We start from the raw sequence: 17138 nt of genomic DNA on the forward strand, positions 1-17138 counted from the left end.
TCTCTCGTAAAAACGCTCTGGCGACCCCGGGGGTACGCGCCTTGCCTCCGACCCACGCGGTCGGGCGTGTCGCTCCCTCGCTGACACAGATATCCACACGGGATATCCCTTCCAGGGGGTGCGATCGTCGACCGCGGAACCGAGGGCGAAACACCCACCGGGCGCCTGGCCGGTACCCCGCTGACACTTCCCGGAAGATTCCCGTACGTCCGCCCCAGCGCTGCCGTGGGGGCCTTACAGCCCTTGGGACAGTTGGAACGACGAGTACTGTGGGACTCGCTTCCGGTCCTCCCGGCGGGAGGCGCGCAGCATCGGCACTCAACCGAGCAACCCCGATAGTCTGCCATACGGGGCATGGAGCTGGCCAATCGAGCCGTAGAGGGTACCCCGGGGGTTACCTGGGTCAAACGCGGGCCAGGCGGCGCTCTGTCGCCCCTGCTCTGCCCCCCGTCGATGGCAACGGGTAGTGACACCGACGACGCAGCCCGTGAGGCCTGCCTTACTGCAGGACGACCCGGTGTGGATGCGACCAGTCTGAAGAGCATACGAAGACCATGAGCCGGCCGCCGCGCCCCACGACGATCTGCGTCGGAGTGTTCGCCTCCGTGTCGGCCACATCGCGGTCCTCGAGCGGGACCCAGCTGCGGGTTCCCTTGTCCCATTCCCTGCCGTCGATCGTCAGCAGGAGTTCCATCTGTTGCCCGCACCCGCACACCATTTCCTGCGGTCCGGTGAGGGGCCACGGGGCGTATCCGCCAACCTTCCAGCCAGGAGGGACGGAGAGGTCGAACTGGTAGCTGACCGCGTCCTCGTCCTCGTCCTCCCAGTCCTCCCATTCGTCGAGGCGGGCACGGATCGAGAAAGGCAGCAGGTCTCCCCACTGGTGCTCCGTGATCTGCTCGGGGTGCAGCACGCAGGGGGCCGGCACGTACTCTTCCCGACCCACGACTTCCAGCTCCGGCTGCTCGGCCAGCACCGCGGAGATGTCGGAAGTCTTTCGCCAGTACATGTGCACGGCGACATTCCGCTCTTCTCCGTGCGCATTGAACGGACACCAGAAGACCTGCAGCAGATCCGCATCGCCCGGCAGACTCAGGCCGGGCACGTCGCGCGTGTACAACTGGGCCACCGGCATCAGCGGAATCGGGTCCGTATCGGCCAGCCAGGGGGCGTGCCGCCCTCGTCGGAGCGAGCGGAGGATCTCGAACTCCTCGTCCGTCGGCCCCTCGGACTGTCCGGGGCCCGGTCGTCGGCTCCACGCCTCGGCGAGGATCCTCCTACGCAGGCGGACATCACTGAGGCGCTCACCGAACCGACGCTTGTGCGGCTCCGTACACATGGGCCACGGCTCGTCCGCGGGCCACAGGAACGGTCCTCCTACGGAGCTCTGGTCCGGGCGGGGAGCCCCCGGCCGTGGGTGCAGCCGCGTACCGAGCCGGCGGTATCCGGACAGCTCGGGAATGACTTCCTCGATGTCCACGGGGCGCTCGGGGGTGGTACGAGCCATGGTCCTCCTATCCGGTCCGCAAGGACGCCGGGACCTCCAAGACCTCCGAGACCTCGGGTCATGCCCCACCCACCACCCAAGCGGTCATCCTGCCCACGGCGGTCGCAAGCTGCTCCGCGTCCGCCAGCCACATCCTCTCGTCGGTGACCAGCCCGCCGGCCACGTCCCCCAACTGCAGCTGCGCCTCACCGGTCTCCCAGACCACCAGCTCGCCCAACCGCTCGGGCCCGTCGACGCTCAGACACACGCTCGCCTTGGCCCGGCCGGGTTCCGGTCCCTGCCAGCCGACCTCGAACCGCGCCACGTCCAACTCGGCCCGCAACCGGGCGTACCAACCATGCAGGTCATCCAGCTGCATCAGACGTCAGTCCCAGGGCTCGCGCACCGGCTTGCGTTTCCACCACTCCGCGAGCTCGACTTCGGGCTTCTCGTTCATCGGACGTACCCAGGGACGCAGGGAGCGCTCCGGGTCCGGGACGCTCGCGGCACAGAAGCGCGCGTCCAGCCGCGCCAGCAGCCGCCCCAGCGCGCCTTCACGCGCCTCCGCGGGCAGTGCGTGCATCACCTCCTCCAGCGAGTCCCGGGAGTCCAGGTCGTTGCCGTACGCACTGACGGGATAGAAGTCCTCACTCGACCAGCCCGGCTCCATCCGGCGCACCAGCCGCTCCCAGGACGCGAACCTGTCCGCCACCGAGTACACCGGAGCCGTGATCTTCTCCCGCAGCTCCGGCGCGAGCCGCGACCGCTCCACCTCCAGCCGCTCCGCATCGCACGCGGCTATGGCATCGAGGACAGGTTCCGGCAACTGGTCCCACACGGCCCTGCTTTCCGGCGCGGCTTCCAAAACGTCTCGTACGGGACCCGCTTTCCGCCGCGTCGAATCCGGCCGCGCTCCACCTCCGGCAGAGGCGATGGTGATTCCTTCGCTCAGGAGGACAACTCCCTTCATCTGCAGCTTCCCCGTGCCTTCGACCGCTTGCGCGAGCTCGGCCACCTCATCCAATTCGCTCGTCCCCCATGCGATGTGCCGCTCACTCCTTGGCCATAGCCCTCCCTCAGGAGCGGCGTCCGCGCAGGGCTCGCCAGGCATCCGCGATCGTCTCCCCTGACCGCAGCCACCAGCCCTCCAGCTTGTTCCGCACAGTCACCACCACCCACCGCCGCTTGAACCACGGCGGCAGTTTCCGGAACGGTACGAACCCCAGCGTGTCTCTGATGGGGTGCTCGGCGACACCACCGGGACCCTCCGCACGCAAGGCCGCGTACAGCTCCGGAGTCAACTCCCCATTGAGCCGGGCCGCGGCACCCGCCGCGGTGAATGCGAACCCCCGCTGGTCGCGGTCCGGCAACTGCATCGCCCTGACGATGCGCGGCGACGCCTCCTCCAGCGAACAGTTGAAGGCCAACCCGATCACCGCCGAACCGAGAGGCCACTCACCCCGCTCGAACGCGGCGTCCACCTCGGCAGGATCGTCGACATGCGACACCCCTTCGCCGGTCTTCCAGTCCCACTTGGACGCCACGGCCGAATCCCCTTCCGTCAGCGCCGTCGGCGCAGGGCCTTCCAAGCGTCACTGACCGCGTACGCGGACTCCAGCCGCCAGGTCTCCAGTTTGTCCCGCACCCTTGACGCGACCTTCTGCCACTTGAACCACGGCGGCAGCTGCCGGAACGGCACGAACGTCAGCGTGTCGTCGATGGCGTTCTCGGCGAAGCCACGACGACCTTCCGCACGCAGTGCGGCGTACAGCTCCGGGGTCAGCTCACCGTTGAGCCGCGCCGCGGTGCCCGCCGCGGTGAACGCGAACCCTCGCTGACCGGCGTCCGGCAGCTGCATCGCCCTGACAATCCGGGGCGACGCGTCCTCCAGCGAGCACTGGAACGCCAACCCGATAGCTGCTGTGCCAAGACGCGGCTCGCCGCGCTCGAACGCAGCATCCCAGTCGTCGGGGTCGTCGATACCCAGCAGACCCTCGCCGCTTCCCCAGTCCCACCCTGACGCCATAGCCGACCTTAACCACGATCAGAGCGATCCGAGGCACCGAACGATGCCACGAAGTCGCTCACGACACTCTCGGAGAACGGATCGGTCGCCGGGTCCCCAGGCGTGACCACGCTGACCGCGAAGTACTCGGACAGGAGAAGCCCTGTTCTCTCGACAACCGTCGCGCCCTCCGGGCAAGCAGAGCGCACTCCGGTCACCTCCGTCGCATGCAGCGGCTGCAGTTGGAGTCGATAGAAGACCGCGTACGGCCCTTCTCCCGATGCGTCGAGCGCGTAGCCGTACTCCTCCCAGAAGTCCTCCATCTCCTGTCCGGAGGAGAAGGTGACGATGCCCGAGCAGTCGTCGTCCCCCACTTCTGGCAGACACCAGTCGGCGGCCAGGGCGCCGGAGACGAGCGGTTCTCCCTGGAGGAACAGTCCTGGCCACCACACGTGCCGCCGTCGGACGAAACGCCGCATGGCTACGGGGAACGTCGAGTCCACGACGAAGTCGGTCGCGTGACCGGTCAGATCCATGAGGTTTCCTAGTCCACTTGCTCCAGGCTCGCGGGATCACAACTCCCAGTACGGAAGACCGACTCGGATCCGGATCTGCCTGTCGCGGTCGACATGCATCGCGACTACGCCCTCGACGAGCTCCCCCACCTCGGGCAGCGGGACGGGGGCGGCATCGGGGTCGTTGATCGTGCCGTCAGGGTTGTACGACAGGAGGTCGATGAAGCCGTGGACCTCGGGAGCGTCCTCAAGTTCCAGGAAAACTCCGAAGCCGAACCGGTCCTTCACCTTTCCCTGAGCCGTGGACCCCATCGGGTACCTTCGCTTCGCCTCTTGCCAAGATTCTGCAGTCATTACTTGTGTGCCGCGCTCTCACACCGAGCCAGCCGCCGGCCCCAGTTCCCCGCTCCGGCGCCGTCCCGGTTACTTGTTTCCCTCGATGAGCTTCTCGAGAGCCTTGTCGCCGGTGTCCGCCAGCAGGTACACGTAGTCCATGCCGTGGTAGACCGCCCCGTTCGCATCCATGGTCAGGTAGAAATTGCCGTGGGAGGCGTCGCCGATGGGGTAGAGATAGGTCCCGACTTCCTCACTTTGGACATCGATGATCTCGAAGTCCCATTTCGCAACGAGTGGATCAAGCCGGAACGGAGAGCGGCCCATCGTCCTGCCCGGCCCTTGCTGGTTGATCTCCAGGCCCCCGAACTCGGCGAGGAACCGCCGTGCGGCATCGTGCATCTCGAAGCCCTCGTCCTCCTCGTGCAGGACGCGTTGCCACTCTTCGGTGGACACCGAGCGACCGGGGTGCCACCCCGCCAGCCGCAGCACCCGATCGGTCTCCGCGGACCACCGGGCCCCGATCTCGGCACTCAGATCGTGTTCGGGGTGGTGCGGCAGCACGAGATGGTCACCTGCCGGCACGAACGGCAGGGGGGCATCTGTGCGCCGCTCCATGACGAGTTTCTCCATCGCCTCGTAAGCGGTGTCCGCCAGCAGTTCGACGCTGTCCTTGCCGATGTAGACCGCCCCGTTCGCAGCCATGCCTAGATAGCTGTTGCCGCTGTCGGCATGGCCAATGGGGTAAAGGTACGTCCCGGCCTGCTGGCTGAGCTTGGCAAAGGTATCGCCTTCGCCCTCGGCTACGCGCGGATCGAACCGGAACGGCGATTGCGGCATGACCGGACCCGGTGTCCACTCATCGGTCTTCAACCCGCCGAACTCAGTGAGGAATCGCCGCGCCGCATCATGGATCTCAAAGCCGCCGTGCTCGCGCAAGGCGCTTTCCCAATCCCCTATGGGCACCGAGCGGTCGGGGTGCCACGCGGCTGACCGCAACACACGGTAGGTCAACGCTGACCAAACCGGTCGGAGTTCGTCACTCATCTCCAGGTCACCGTCGCAATTTCGAAGTGCTTGAGAGCCCCTCCACGCGTGCGCTCAGTCCCAGGGCTCGCACACCGGCTTACGCTTCCACCACTCCGCGAGCTCGGCTTCGGGCTTCTCGTTCGTCGGACGTACCCAGGGACGCAGGGAGCGCTCCGGGTCCGGGACGCTCGCGGCACAGAAGCGCGCGTCCAGCCGCGCCAGCAGCCGCCCTAACGCGCCTTCACGCACCTCCGCGGGCAGTGCGTGCATCACCTCGTCCAGCGAGTCCCGGGAGTCCCGGGAGTCCAGGTCGTTGCCGTACGCACTGACGGGATAGAAGTCCTCACTCGACCAGCCCGGCTCCATCCGGCGCAGCAGCCGCTCCCAGGACGCGAACCTGTCCGCCACCGAGTACACCGGAGCCGTGATCTTCTCCCGCAGCTCCGGCGCGAGCCGCGACCGCTCCACCTCCAGCCGCTCCGCATCGCACGCGGCTATGGCATCGAGGACAGGTTCCGGCAACTCGTTCCACACGGCCCTGCTTTCCGGCGCCGCTTCCTCAGCGGCATCAACCGTCCGACTCGTCCTGGAGGGTCCACACCGGCGAGTCCTTGGGCGGCAGCGGGCGGATCTCCCACTCCGAGAGGTCGCCGTCCACGTTGGGGTCACCTGAGGGAAGCGGCCGTGCGTCCTGCGTGGGCTTGAAGTAGAGGTGGTAGGCCCAGAATTCCGGCATCTCGTGGCACATGAAGTCCTGATTCATGCCGCTGATATCCTCGCCTGCGTACCTCTCGTTGATTCTGGCGACGGCCTCCGCCCGCGATACATTGAAACGCTCCATCAACACATCGACCATTTCCCGAAAATAGTCGAGCATCTCATCGTCGAGGCGAGTAAGAAATTCTTCGGTTCTCATGATGCCGGCCCAAGCCTCCGATAGAATGAATTATTGAAGAGTTCCGCCGCCCGGTCCGAATAGATCGCCACCTGATGGCCGAAGAAAATAGGATCAGCCTTACCACGCTTAAAGCTTCCGGGATTTCTCAGCATTGGCCCTTCCACGAGTTCATAGTTGTGCATAGCACCCTCGTTTCGATGGTGCTTCACGAAGGAAGCAAGTTCATCACTCGGACCATCAAATATCTTGCTGTTCAAGTTGTCCAGTTCACTCTTCGGGACTCGGAAGTGCAATACAGCAGGAATATCACCCTTACCCTTGGCCAGCCTCTTGGCCCATGTTATCGCCTGCCTGGGATCATTCGTCACATAGAAACCACCCTTGCCGAAGCCCATCGCACGATCACTCACTGCGAGATTGATTCCGTCATTGATGATGCTGTCCGCAGCACGCCCGAAGGTCCCATGATAGAGATCCACCATGCACGGCGCCTTGAGCCCCAGAGGGTCCAACCACTGCAGGGAATTCTTCACATACGCGTGGTGATTCAGCGCCGGTGTCCGGCCCAAGGGGTCGGGGCTCAAGTAACGGGCCGTGCCAGGCTCGTAGTAGCGGTGGTGGTTGTAGTGCAGCGTTTTCTACGTGACCGGCGGAACCCTCCGTATCGAGGTGACCGACACACGCGGCGACCGACCGGTCCCCCGCCCCCAACCCCCTTCACCTGAGGCCGAGTCGGGGCGCGGGCTCGTGCTCGTCGAGGCGCTCGCCGATCGCTGGGGCGTGACGTCCGGTCCCGCGCCGCGCAAGACGGTCTGGGCCGAACTCACCTTCGGAGCATTTCCTCGATGGCCTGCTCGATAAGGACGGGCTTCTGTGCTGGGGAGCTTCTCTTGATCAGGGCGCTCACCCGCTGGGCCTCTTCGGTGGTCGGCAAAAGACCCACCAGGAGCACCGGTAGCACCAGGCGCCGGACGAGGACTTCGTTCTCGGAGTTGCCCTGCGGCCGACGCACGACCGAAACGTTGACCCGGACGGCGTGTTCATTGCCCGGTGGGACACCCGGCCGGTCCGTCTCGATCGCGGCATAGCGGAAGCCGTGAGCCAGGTCGCAGGCGGAGCAGTCGACGGGGCCGCGGCTGAGCCGGTCACCGCATCCGGAGCAGACCAGTCTGTCGAGCGCGGCGTCGACCACCCGCCAGTCGTGACGGTCCGGTTCGGCCGTCACCATCTCGGCGAGCGCGACTTCCTGGTCGCCGCCGGCGTCCCAGTCGCGCAGAAAGGCAGACCACTCCTCGTCCACGATGCCGTCCACCAGTTCGCGACAAGAGGTACAGGCAGGTGCACCGCCGTACTCGTACCCGCCGCATTCCGCGCAGCGGCGCAAAGCCGCCCCGACCGCGGGTCTCACCATGGCCCTCCTCTCGGGACGAGGGTGCCATCACGCGCGATGGCTCCACAGCACCTCGCTGTTCTCGAGCTCGCCGAAGGGATCCGTACCGCCCCGCAGGACGCGGACTCTTCTGCAGAGCACCAGGCCGGTGCCCGTCTCGGTGCGCAGGGCGAGGGCGATGTGGCGCGGTCCTGCCCCCGACTGAGCCAGGGCCTCCAGTACCGCGCGCTCCTCGTCGGTGCCGAGGCATACCTCGGGAGCGACGTACCGGGTGCCGAGTTGGACCGCGGCGACGCCTTCGAAGTGTAGATCGATGCAGCGGGGCTCGTCGCTGTCGGGGGTGGCGCGGAGCAGGAGCTGGGAGTGACCCACGCCGTAACGCCACAACCGGAAGGTGCGGGAGGACCGGGAGAGAACTCGTACGTGGGTGTCCTCAGGAGCGTCGGCAGACGAAGAGGCTGGCAACTGTCCGGCGCCCTTACGGCTGAGCCAGGAACGAATCCGCTGTGGCGATGGCTTGGTCCACCGACTCGACCTCGACCCGCTCACCGGAAGTCGTCGATTCGACGCGGTAGCGCCCGTCCTTCAAGGGGGCGATCCAGACCTGGCCCGCGCTGCGGTCGGTGAAGTCTCGGGTAAGGCGGAGAGTCCCCATACTGAAGGAGGGGAACAGAGTGCGGAGTCGGGTGTGGGCATAAACCTCCAGCAGTAGCTCTCGGAGAACGGGTCGGTCCTCATCACGCAGGATCAGCCGCCACTGGGTGGCGACGTGGTCGCCGCTTTCCATCGCCTGGGCGAGTTCGTCGTAATCCATGAATGGGAACCGGGACTTCAGTTCGCTGAGGGTCGCGTCGTTACGCCATGCGTCGATGGCTTTCACCGCAGCGTGGAGGTCGTCGGTGCCTCCTTCCGCCCACGGGCGCACGTCACCGTTCATGCTCATGGAGAACCAACGTACTTGCGATCCCACGTGAATCAGTACAGGACCGCGATCCGATTCCACGCGGGCCGTCACGAGGTGACCCATTCGGTTCGAGCTCGCCGAACCGACCGAGCCCAGATCAATCCCTGACTCGCGGGCCACATGTGTCAAAGCCGCCGTCAGACCGCCGAGCTCGACAAGATCCGGATACAAAGAGGAGTCCAAGAAATCTGAGATTTCCCGAGGGGAGGTGCCGTCATCAGACGCCATGTCAGGGAGAGCCTTTCAGATCGACCAGCAAGGGCAATAATTGCAGCTTCAGATGATAACAGCAGGTTCTCTCGCATCCACCGGTCAAATAGGAACGCAAGAGTGTCAGAGAATGAAGTCGCGCACTCTACCGAAGTTTTCCCAGTCGGGCTCAGGTACATCAGTGCGGACCTTTCCAGCATCGTCGTACCACGTAATGCTATCCCAGTCCCGGTGCCCATGCTTCACTGCTCTCGCTATCCACCCCATCTCCTCTTCGGTCGCATGAATCAAATCCGCCTTCTCAATCCCGAGACCCCTCTTCGCCATTCCATCGAAGCCTCCGGCGAATCCATTCATGTTCACGTGAAGCTTCACCGAGCCATCCTGAATCGCCTTCAGGACCGGACCCCTCCATTCCTCCTGACTCAGGTTGAGGAAGTGTTTGAGGCCCCGGTCCTCCGCGAACTTCTTGGTGCCCGCCCATTGGTATCCCAAGGCCACATCGCAAGCTGCGAGACCAAGGGGATCCGCCCAGGTGAGGGGATTGGTGACGTAGGTGAAGGGGTTCGGGGCCGGGTGGAGCCCCAGGGGATCGGGGGACAGGTAGCGGGCTGTTTCCGGGTCGTACTGGCGGTAGTGGTTGTAGTTGAGGCCGGTCTCCGGGTCGAAGTACTGGCCTGGGAAGCGGAGCGGTGTGTAGGCCGTGCTGTCCGACGGCCATGCGGTGGTGCCCCAGAGCGTGGAACGCGAGCGCCACGCCACCTCCCCGCTCTCGTCGACGAGTTCGCTGGGTGTACCGACGAGGTCGGTGACGATGGCGAAGAAGCGGCTGTCTATCTCCGCTTGCGGGGCGTCCGCGACCGCCGTGATGCGTTCCGTCTGCGCGACAGGGCGCAGCCCTTGATGGTCCCAGGTCAGCGTGACGGGGCGGGGCAGTTCCGCGGCTTCGGTGGTCTGCTCGCACAGAGTGGTGCCGTCCCAGGAGAAGACCGTACGCTCGGCGACGCTCTCCCCGTCGGCCGCCAATCGCTCCTTGGCGATGCGGCGGCCGAGAGGGTCGTACCGGTAGCGCCATCGCGTCCCGTCCGGCGTGACCACTGCCGTGAGATGGTCCTCCGCGTCCCAGGTGTAGTGCCAGGTTTCCGGCTTCCGGGACAGACGCGTCTTCTGCCGCAGGACGACGCGGCCCTGCGCGTCGTGCTCGTAGCGCACGGCGCCGGCTCGGCGAATGCGGGTGCCCGTGTACTCGCGTGGGCCGGTGGTTTCCTGTCCGGGATGGCGGACGGGCCAGGCGGCCTCGGTCTGATTGCCCGCCTCGTCGTAGGCGTAGCGTTCGGCCCACTGCTCGGCGCGTACGGCGGTGACGCGACCCGCCGAGTCCAGGTCGTACTGACGGGTGCCGGAGTACTGGTCGGCCACGCCAGTGACGCTGTTGTCGGCACGGTAGGCGTAGGCACGGTTCTGTACGGAACGGCCGTCGGCCGTCGTCACCGACTGGGCGGTGAGACGGCCCAGTTCGTCGAAGACGTGGGCAATCGTGACGGTGCCGCCCACGTGCCGTGCCCGCTCCTGGCCCACCGTGTCGTACTCGAAGGCGATGGCGCGGCCTGAGGCATTGAGCCCTGTGGGGCGACCTGCTGCATCGTAGGTCCAAGTGCTGGTCGCACCGGAGGGAGTGGTGCGGCTGACGCGGCGTCCCAATCCGTCGTAGCGGTGGGTGAGCGTGCGGCCGTCGACCGTCTCGGTGAGAATCTGCCCGAACTGGTCCCGCTGCAGGCTGAGTTCGCTGTCTGGCCCGACAGCCCGGACAAGGTGGCCGAGCACGTCGTACGTAAAGGTCGTGAGAGCCCCGGCGGCGTCCTTGCGGATCGTCTGACCGAGCTCGTCCCTCTCGAACCTGACGGTCTCCCCAGCTCCGTTGGTTCGTGAGGCGAGCCGACCGGCCTCGTCGTGCGCATAGATGAGGGTGCGGCCGTCGAAGTCCGTCTCCGAAACCACACGTCCGGCGGCGTCGTATGCGTAAGTCCACCTCAGGCCCTGTGGGTTGGTGACTTGCGTGAGGCGCAGCGCCGCGTCGTAGGTGAACTCGTAGCGGGTTCCGTCCGGGGCCGTACGGGCCACCATCCGGTCGAAGTGGGTGTACTCGAAGCGGGACGTCTGCCCCAACTGATCGGTGTGGCTCAGGCAGTTGCCCTCGCCGTCATAGGTCCAGGTCTCGGACGAGCCGTCCGGCGCGGTACGGCTGAGGGGCAGGCCCTCGATCGTCCACGTGCGGTGCGTGGCACGCCCCAAGCTGTCGGTCACGGCAATGGGGTGTCCGAAGGCATCGCGATCCCACCTGGTGATCGCGCCCAGAGGGTCAGTGGCCTCGACCGCTATCCCCGCTGCGTTGCAGCGCACCCTGGTGGTGTGGCCCAACGCGTCGGTGAACGCCGTGAGGTGACCACGGTCGGTGTAGTTGCTGCGGGTGGTGCCCCCGGACGGGTCGGTGACGCTGGTGCAGTTGCCGCGCTCGTCGTAGGTCTGCCGCCAGGACGAGCCATCCGGCAGCGCCACTTCGCTGGGGAGGTGCAGGTCGTTGTAGGTGTAGCGGGTGACGGCGCCGTCCGGGCGCCTCACCTCGATGGGTTGCCCCAGCTCGTTGTTCACGTAGCCGGTCGTGTGACCAAGTGCGTCCGTCCAGGACACCACGTGATGATCGGCGTCGTAGACGGTGCCGACCGTGTTGCCAAGCGGGTCGATCTCGGCGACGACCTGGGAGTTGTCGTTGATGACGAACTGCCACGCGGAGCCGTCCGCCGTGCGGAACGTGGTGACGCGACAGCCGGGCCAGGCAGGGTCCGTCGCGTCGTACGTGAAACTCCCCTTGATGTGGCCGGCCTCGCCTCCTTGGCCGACGCAGCGGTCCAGGTCGTCGTACGTGTACGAGTAGCGGCTGTCGTTGGTGTCGGTCCAGGAAGTGACGCGCAGCCGCTCGTCGTAGGTGAACCGCAGCGGCAGCCCGGACGAGTTGACGACAGATGTGAGATTGCCCTGGGTGTAGCCGTAGCGCTTGATGACGACGTCTGAGCCGCCCTCACCGGCGCCGACCAGACTCAGCGCGGTGACCTGTGCGCCGTCCACCGTCACTTGGATGTGGTAACCGGCGGAGTGCCGGATCGCGAGAGGGGTGCCGTCTTCGTCGTAGTCGAAGTCGATGGTGTTGTGGTTGCGGTCGGATATCCGCTTCAGGAGGGCCACGCCGTCACCGGGCGGGGCAAAGTAGCGGCTGTGACCGCTGATCGTGTCGGTGATGCGGTAGCCGCCGTCATCCAGACGGGCCACAGGCCAGCGTGGGCCCGCCACGGGCATCACCGTGGTGTCCGGAGCCTCGGGGTGCGGGTACTCGAGGAGCATGCCGTCCTCGGTGACGAAGACGATGCCCTCCTCGTCGATTTCGAGGCGCTGATCGATGGTGGAGGACCAGGACGGCCCGAACCACCAGCCCGTGCGGTAGTTGGAAGCGGCCCGTCGGGTGAAGACGAGTGGGAGCGTGCCGGGCAGGGCGATGTCCGTCTGGGGAAGGAACATCTGCCCCGTGGCGGCGTCGACGGGGTCACCGCAGCCTTTGATCGCGGTCTTGAGACGGTTGAAAGCGCCCTTCGCGCCCTTGGTGAGGGCGCTTCGGGCGGAATTCAGTCCTCGTACGCCGGCCGCCATGCCTTTCAGGCCGCCTTTGAGCCCCTTGATGCCCTTGGCAAGCCCTCGGAGGCTGGTCAGGCCCTTCATGCCGGGGATGCAGTCGAGGGCAGCGAAGGCCACATCCCAGAGGGAAGCTTGCCCCTTCGCGTATTTGTTGAGGGTGTCGGCGAGGACGACGAGCGCGGCGATGAGGACGATGGCGCCGAGGATCGGTCCACCGATGATCATCGCGATGACGCCCAGGACGGCGACGACGACCTTGCAGACCGCGACGATGGTGTCCCAGTTGTCCTCGAACCAATCGCCGACCTCCTCGTACCACTTACGGTTCTGGATACCCGCGTCGGAGGCTTCGTCGAGTTTGCGTTTCGCCTCGCCGGCGGCGTCCTCGCGCATCTGGCGGGCGTCGGCGGCCATCTTCTTCGCCGCGTCCAGGGCACTTTGGGCCGAGTTGACGTCCGACTGCGCGGACGTCTGCGCGGACTCCGCGTTCTGCGCGTCCCGGGTGGCGGCGCGGACCTTGTCCTCGTCCGGCTTCGGGACGTCCTTGCCCGCCTTCTTGTCGTCCTTGTACTTGTCCGCCTCCTTGCTGGCGCGACTCACCCATGAATCGGCCGTAGAAAGGCGGGACTTGGCGGAGGAGAGATCGGCCTGCGCCTCACGGCCCTTGGCGAGCGCCTTGTCGGCCAGTGCCTGGGCGCGCTCCAGCTTGGGCCAGTACGCCGCCAAAGCGTCACCGGCGAGGTCGTAGGACTTCTTGAGCTTCTTCAGGTTCTTCGGAACGCCGGAGAACTCGTCCTGGAAGACCTCGGCGGTCTTGCCCACCCACGTCAGGACGGCCTCCTCCTCCGCCATCCCCTTCACCAGCCGCAGCGCGTCCTGCACATCATCGGCGAAGTCATGCAGGCTCTTCGCCAAAGACCGCACCCGGTCCGGATCCCCCGGCGTCGGATCCTTCTCCAAGTCCAGGACATGCCAGTCCGTCGGCCGATAACCCGCCATCACGCAGCCCCCGTTACGCCAGCCTCGTCGGCAACAACCGTACGCAGCAGCGAATTTACAGGAGGGGCGGATCTGAATCAGGGGGTGCGAGGCGCACCTCACGAAGGCAGAACGACTGCGCACGAGGTTTTGTCTCGTTCGCCGCGCTCTCACCCAGGCGGAAGCGCTCACGGTATCCGGCCCGTGGGCGCAAGGCCCGGGAACACGCGGGCGCGCGCTGCGTCAGCGTCCATTCATGCGCAGCACGGCGACCGCGCCGACTGTGACGTATCCCCGCCATTCCAGGGAGGCCGCGTCTGAGTAACTGAGGAAGTCCACCGCCCACCCTCCGTCCTGGAGCTGCCCCTGTTCCAGTCGGTCGAGGTCTTTCGACACGGCCTTGGAATCGAGCAGGTTACGGATCGGGCGCCCCGGTTCGGGCGCGTAGTCGAGAAGGTGCAGCGTCTCGCCCTCCGCCCCGCCGACGACGGCGAACGCCCCGTCCCTCGGGACGAACTGTCCGAGGTGGTCAAGCAGCTCGCTCGCCTCCGGGTGCGTATCAGAGGCGATGTCGAGGAGTTGAAGCGCGAAGGAGAGCACATAGGCGAAGGGGGCTTCGTCGATCCGGCGGATCGCGTCGAAGCAGTACCGTGTCGCCGTCGCCAGCCACTGATGGTCTCGCACGGACTCGTCCCAGCGCGCGGCGCGATGCGCCTGCGTCGCCACGGCAGCGGTGATCTGCAACGACGACTCCGCAGGATCCGCGTGAACCCAGAACGGGGCACACGCCACGGGATCACTGACCGGGAGCGCGAAGGGCAGGCCGCCGTCGGGAAGCGTCACGGAGTTCAGCCAGTCGAGAAGCGCGGTGGCGTGCGGGGAGGTCGCAGGGCCGGCATCGGCAAGCGCTTCGAGCGCGTGCAGGGCCGCCCCGGGCTGGCTCTCCGGGGCGCGAAGGTCCGGTTCGAGCCCCCATCCGTAGCCCCCATCGGGGTTTCGATAGGCGTCGAGTCCGCGGTTGATCGCCTGGCGAGCGGCGTCGCTGTCGGTGGTGACGGCCTCGAAGCGACGCCGATCGAGAACTCTTGCGTGCGAGGCCATGAACGCGTCCGCGCGACCCAGGTGGATGCTCATACGAGAACCGTGTCATCCGGCGGCCACGTCAGGCTTGGACGAATCGGCCAGCGACCGTCGGCACGAGTCTGGGCCGAACTGACCGTGGAGGTTCGACGCCTCAGGGCAGCAGCGCTGCAACCAGGGTGTGCTTGAGCCAGGTTTCGTACTCTCGGTGAGACCATGCGGCATCTCGGACGAGGCTGTCGTGGACCTCGGCGCTCATCAACGCGACCGCGATATCGGCCGCCTTGGGGTGGGTGCGGCAACCGGTGCCGCGAATGCGATCGATGATCATTTCGACGCCGAGCCGGTTGCGTCGAGCCCCTTCGGCCTGCGTGGCCGCGATGTCCGAGTCGACGGCGGCGCCCGAACTGAGGATCGTGACGATGTCCCCGCAGCGCTCCCTGACTTGGCGGCTGGCCTGGGCCAGCAGGCCGAGCAGTTCGACAGGTTCCTCCACCTCCTGCGACTGGGCCATCAGGTCCGGCAGGCCGGCTTCTTCATCCATCAAATCGACGAGCCCGGCAAGGACGCCCGCCTTGGAACCGAAGTGGGCGTAGATGGTCTGCGGAGCAACTCCCGCTTCCTTCGCGATGAGGCGGATTGGTGTTCGGGCATAGCCGTGTGTGGCGAACAGCCGGCGCGCCGTGGTGAGGATCGTGCGCAAAGTGAGCGCCTCACGCCGATCGCGCAACCGGATGATGCCGGGCAGGTCGGCTGGCATGTACGCTCCACCTAGAACGATGTTCCAACTAATAGATTGCTGTTCTAGTCTATCAGGAGAGCTTGATGATGACCGTGGACGAGATCATCGCCGAGATGACACGCGCGTGGAACGCGGGCGATGGCGCCGCGTGGGCCGCGAACTTCGCCGAGGACGCGGACTTCGTCGACGTGGTGGGACGAGTGCAGCGCGGCCGACAGGTAATCGCCGCGGAACACCAGAAGATCTTCGACACCATCTACAAGGACAGCCGACTCGAGATCCGGCGCATGGACTGCCGCCCGATCAGCGACGACGTCCTGTTGATCCACACGAGCTCGACTTTGCAAGTCCCCGACGGACCGCGAGCAGGAGAATGGCATGCCATCCAGACGAAGATCGTCCGACACGGTCAGATCCTGTCCTTCCACAACACCGGACGGACGAGCCTGGCGGACTTCACAGCTCGTGACGAGGACCTGGGCCGCCTGTCCCCGCAGGACTGGCACCGCACGGACTCGTAAAGGACAGCCCCGCTGCTTCCGCCCCGCATGCCGCGGCGGTACCGGGGCCTGGCCCGGCTGCTCGCGACCCCGTGGCTGTTGGCCCCTCCCTCCCTGCCGAGACACCAGCTGTGAAAAGCGTGAACACTTTCCGGGAAAGTGTTCACGCTTTCGCGGAGTACATGCCTGGATTGCGCGCCGCCGGCCGGATCCGCCGACAGGGGCGGGACGGGTACCGCCCGCCACCCATGGGTTCAGCGGCCCGCCGCCAGGCCTTCCCGCAGCGCCCCATACGCCGGCTTCGCCACGAACTCCTCGTCCAGCAGCGTCGCCGCTCCCTGCCCCGCGAAGACCCCCGGCACCCATGAGTACTTGTCCGAGTAGCCCCAGACGGTGAAGGACTTGCAGCTGCGCGTGCCCAGGCACGCGTCCAGCAGACTGCGGAAGTACGTCGCCTGCTTCGCCAGCTTCTCCGGGTCGGACGGCAGGATCATGCGGACGTCCACCTCAGTGAAGGCCGTCTGCATGCCCAGGGCCGCGAAGCGCGCGAGGTTCCCCGCGACATCGCCCGGGAAGCCGTACTGGATCGCCAGATGCCCCTGGATGCCGAATCCCTGCACCGGGACGCCCTCCGCGCGCAGCCGCTTCGCCAGGTCGTAGTACGCGGTGGACTTCGCGTTGATCCCTTCCACGTTGTAGTCGTTCAGGAAGAGCTTGGCCTTCGGGTCGGCCGCGTGGGCCCAGCGGAAGGCGTCGGCGATGTAGGACGGGCCGAGCTTCTGCAGCCAGATGGAGTTGCGCAGCGAACCGTCCTCCTCGAAGACCTCGTTCACGACGTCCCACTGGTAGATCTTGCCCTTGTACCGCTTGACCTCCGTGGTGATGTGCTTCCGCAGGATCCCCCGCAGTTCCGCCGCGTCGATCGTGCCGTCCGCCACTCCCGAATTCAGCCAGGTGGGCAGCTGGCTGTGCCAGACCAGCGTGTGGCCACGGACGGCCTGGCCGCGGTCCCGTGCGTATCGGACCAGGGCGTCGGCCCCCGACCAGTCGTACGCACCGCGCGTGGGCTCGACGACCTCCCACTTCATGACGTTCTCGGCGGTGACTGAGTTGAATTCGCGCGCGGTCGTACGACGGTACGTGCTGTCCTCGGCCAGCGCCGCCATGTCCACGGCCGTGCCGATGCGCACGTCCGCGCGGTCGGCGAGCGTTCTCAGCGGAGCCTCGTGCGCTGAGGCCGTCTGTACGCCCGTGACACCCGTGAACAGCAGCGTCGCGCTGAGCAGGCCGACAAAGGGCATGCGGAAGTACTTCATGTGCGATT

At 66.3% G+C, this 17138-nt stretch carries 19 protein-coding genes and 2 pseudogenes; 2 read left to right on the top strand and 19 right to left on the bottom strand.

Annotation, left to right across the window (positions count from 1 at the left end; genetic code table 11):
• Window positions 1-499: 499 nt before the first annotated feature.
• From FE633_RS12230 to FE633_RS49205, 12 genes and pseudogenes are all read right to left on the bottom strand, one after another.
• A complete protein-coding gene (locus tag FE633_RS12230) occupies window positions 500-1507 on the bottom strand; it encodes a hypothetical protein (protein ID WP_138045147.1) in 1008 nt (335 codons plus the stop codon).
• A gap of 58 nt (window positions 1508-1565) precedes the next feature.
• A complete protein-coding gene (locus FE633_RS12235; protein ID WP_138045148.1) occupies window positions 1566-1865 on the bottom strand; it encodes a hypothetical protein in 300 nt (99 codons plus the stop codon).
• Between the two features lie 6 nt (window positions 1866-1871).
• Window positions 1872-2324 (bottom strand): hypothetical protein, encoded by a 453-nt coding sequence (locus FE633_RS12240; RefSeq protein ID WP_138045149.1) that lies wholly within the window; start codon window positions 2322-2324, stop codon window positions 1872-1874.
• A gap of 238 nt (window positions 2325-2562) precedes the next feature.
• Window positions 2563-3030, bottom strand: coding sequence for a hypothetical protein (locus tag FE633_RS12245; protein WP_138045150.1), 468 nt, complete (start codon window positions 3028-3030; stop codon window positions 2563-2565).
• 17 nt (window positions 3031-3047) lie between these two features.
• Window positions 3048-3512 (bottom strand): hypothetical protein, encoded by a 465-nt coding sequence (locus tag FE633_RS12250; protein ID WP_138045151.1) that lies wholly within the window; start codon window positions 3510-3512, stop codon window positions 3048-3050.
• An 8-nt stretch (window positions 3513-3520) separates the two neighbouring features.
• Window positions 3521-4027 (bottom strand): hypothetical protein, encoded by a 507-nt coding sequence (locus FE633_RS12255; RefSeq protein ID WP_138045152.1) that lies wholly within the window; start codon window positions 4025-4027, stop codon window positions 3521-3523.
• A gap of 36 nt (window positions 4028-4063) precedes the next feature.
• On the bottom strand, window positions 4064-4318 hold the full coding sequence (locus tag FE633_RS12260) for an RNA-binding protein (RefSeq protein ID WP_138045153.1): 255 nt from the start codon (window positions 4316-4318) through the stop codon (window positions 4064-4066).
• 111 nt (window positions 4319-4429) lie between these two features.
• Window positions 4430-5386: an SUKH-3 domain-containing protein gene (locus FE633_RS12265; RefSeq protein WP_138045154.1), complete on the bottom strand. Its 957-nt coding sequence runs from the start codon at window positions 5384-5386 to the stop codon at window positions 4430-4432.
• A gap of 54 nt (window positions 5387-5440) precedes the next feature.
• Window positions 5441-5890, bottom strand: coding sequence for a hypothetical protein (locus FE633_RS12270; RefSeq protein WP_138045155.1), 450 nt, complete (start codon window positions 5888-5890; stop codon window positions 5441-5443).
• Between the two features lie 46 nt (window positions 5891-5936).
• Window positions 5937-6284 (bottom strand): hypothetical protein, encoded by a 348-nt coding sequence (locus FE633_RS12275; protein WP_138045156.1) that lies wholly within the window; start codon window positions 6282-6284, stop codon window positions 5937-5939.
• A complete protein-coding gene (locus FE633_RS12280) occupies window positions 6281-6748 on the bottom strand; it encodes a DUF3990 domain-containing protein (RefSeq protein ID WP_138045157.1) in 468 nt (155 codons plus the stop codon). The genes FE633_RS12275 and FE633_RS12280 overlap by 4 nt, the downstream gene beginning before the upstream one ends.
• 24 nt (window positions 6749-6772) lie before the next feature.
• Window positions 6773-6898 (bottom strand): annotated as a pseudogene (locus tag FE633_RS49205) (RHS repeat-associated core domain-containing protein); the annotation flags it as partial.
• Window positions 6899-6905: 7 nt separating this feature from the next.
• Here FE633_RS49205 and FE633_RS48295 point away from each other — a divergent pair.
• A pseudogene (locus FE633_RS48295) lies at window positions 6906-7127 on the top strand (ATP-binding protein); the annotation flags it as partial.
• Here FE633_RS48295 and FE633_RS12295 read toward each other — a convergent pair.
• The 6 genes from FE633_RS12295 to FE633_RS12320 all read right to left on the bottom strand — a co-directional run bounded on the left by FE633_RS12295 (window position 7090) and on the right by FE633_RS12320 (window position 15332).
• On the bottom strand, window positions 7090-7677 hold the full coding sequence (locus tag FE633_RS12295; RefSeq protein ID WP_246113570.1) for a hypothetical protein: 588 nt from the start codon (window positions 7675-7677) through the stop codon (window positions 7090-7092). The pseudogene FE633_RS48295 and the gene FE633_RS12295 overlap by 38 nt on opposite strands.
• 27 nt (window positions 7678-7704) lie before the next feature.
• On the bottom strand, window positions 7705-8028 hold the full coding sequence (locus tag FE633_RS12300) for a hypothetical protein (protein WP_138045159.1): 324 nt from the start codon (window positions 8026-8028) through the stop codon (window positions 7705-7707).
• Window positions 8029-8134: 106 nt separating this feature from the next.
• Window positions 8135-8848 (bottom strand): DUF6193 family natural product biosynthesis protein, encoded by a 714-nt coding sequence (locus tag FE633_RS12305; RefSeq protein ID WP_138045160.1) that lies wholly within the window; start codon window positions 8846-8848, stop codon window positions 8135-8137.
• A 105-nt stretch (window positions 8849-8953) separates the two neighbouring features.
• Window positions 8954-13513 (bottom strand): DUF6531 domain-containing protein, encoded by a 4560-nt coding sequence (locus tag FE633_RS12310; protein ID WP_138045161.1) that lies wholly within the window; start codon window positions 13511-13513, stop codon window positions 8954-8956.
• A gap of 222 nt (window positions 13514-13735) precedes the next feature.
• Window positions 13736-14626, bottom strand: coding sequence for a hypothetical protein (locus FE633_RS12315; protein ID WP_138045162.1), 891 nt, complete (start codon window positions 14624-14626; stop codon window positions 13736-13738).
• Between the two features lie 100 nt (window positions 14627-14726).
• Window positions 14727-15332 (bottom strand): TetR/AcrR family transcriptional regulator, encoded by a 606-nt coding sequence (locus FE633_RS12320; protein ID WP_138045163.1) that lies wholly within the window; start codon window positions 15330-15332, stop codon window positions 14727-14729.
• Between the two features lie 65 nt (window positions 15333-15397).
• Here FE633_RS12320 and FE633_RS12325 point away from each other — a divergent pair, with 65 nt between their 5' ends.
• Window positions 15398-15835: an SgcJ/EcaC family oxidoreductase gene (locus FE633_RS12325; RefSeq protein WP_212747206.1), complete on the top strand. Its 438-nt coding sequence runs from the start codon at window positions 15398-15400 to the stop codon at window positions 15833-15835.
• Window positions 15836-16068: 233 nt separating this feature from the next.
• On the opposite strand, the gene FE633_RS12330 is transcribed toward FE633_RS12325, so the two are convergent.
• Entirely contained in the window at window positions 16069-17130 is a 1062-nt protein-coding gene (locus FE633_RS12330; RefSeq protein ID WP_138045164.1) for an endo-1,4-beta-xylanase, read from the bottom strand.
• Between the last annotated feature and the right edge of the window lie 8 nt (window positions 17131-17138).

It is taken from the genome of Streptomyces montanus, assembly GCF_005786655.1.
In the GTDB taxonomy this organism is placed as follows: Bacteria; Actinomycetota; Actinomycetes; order Streptomycetales; family Streptomycetaceae; genus Streptomyces; species Streptomyces sporangiiformans.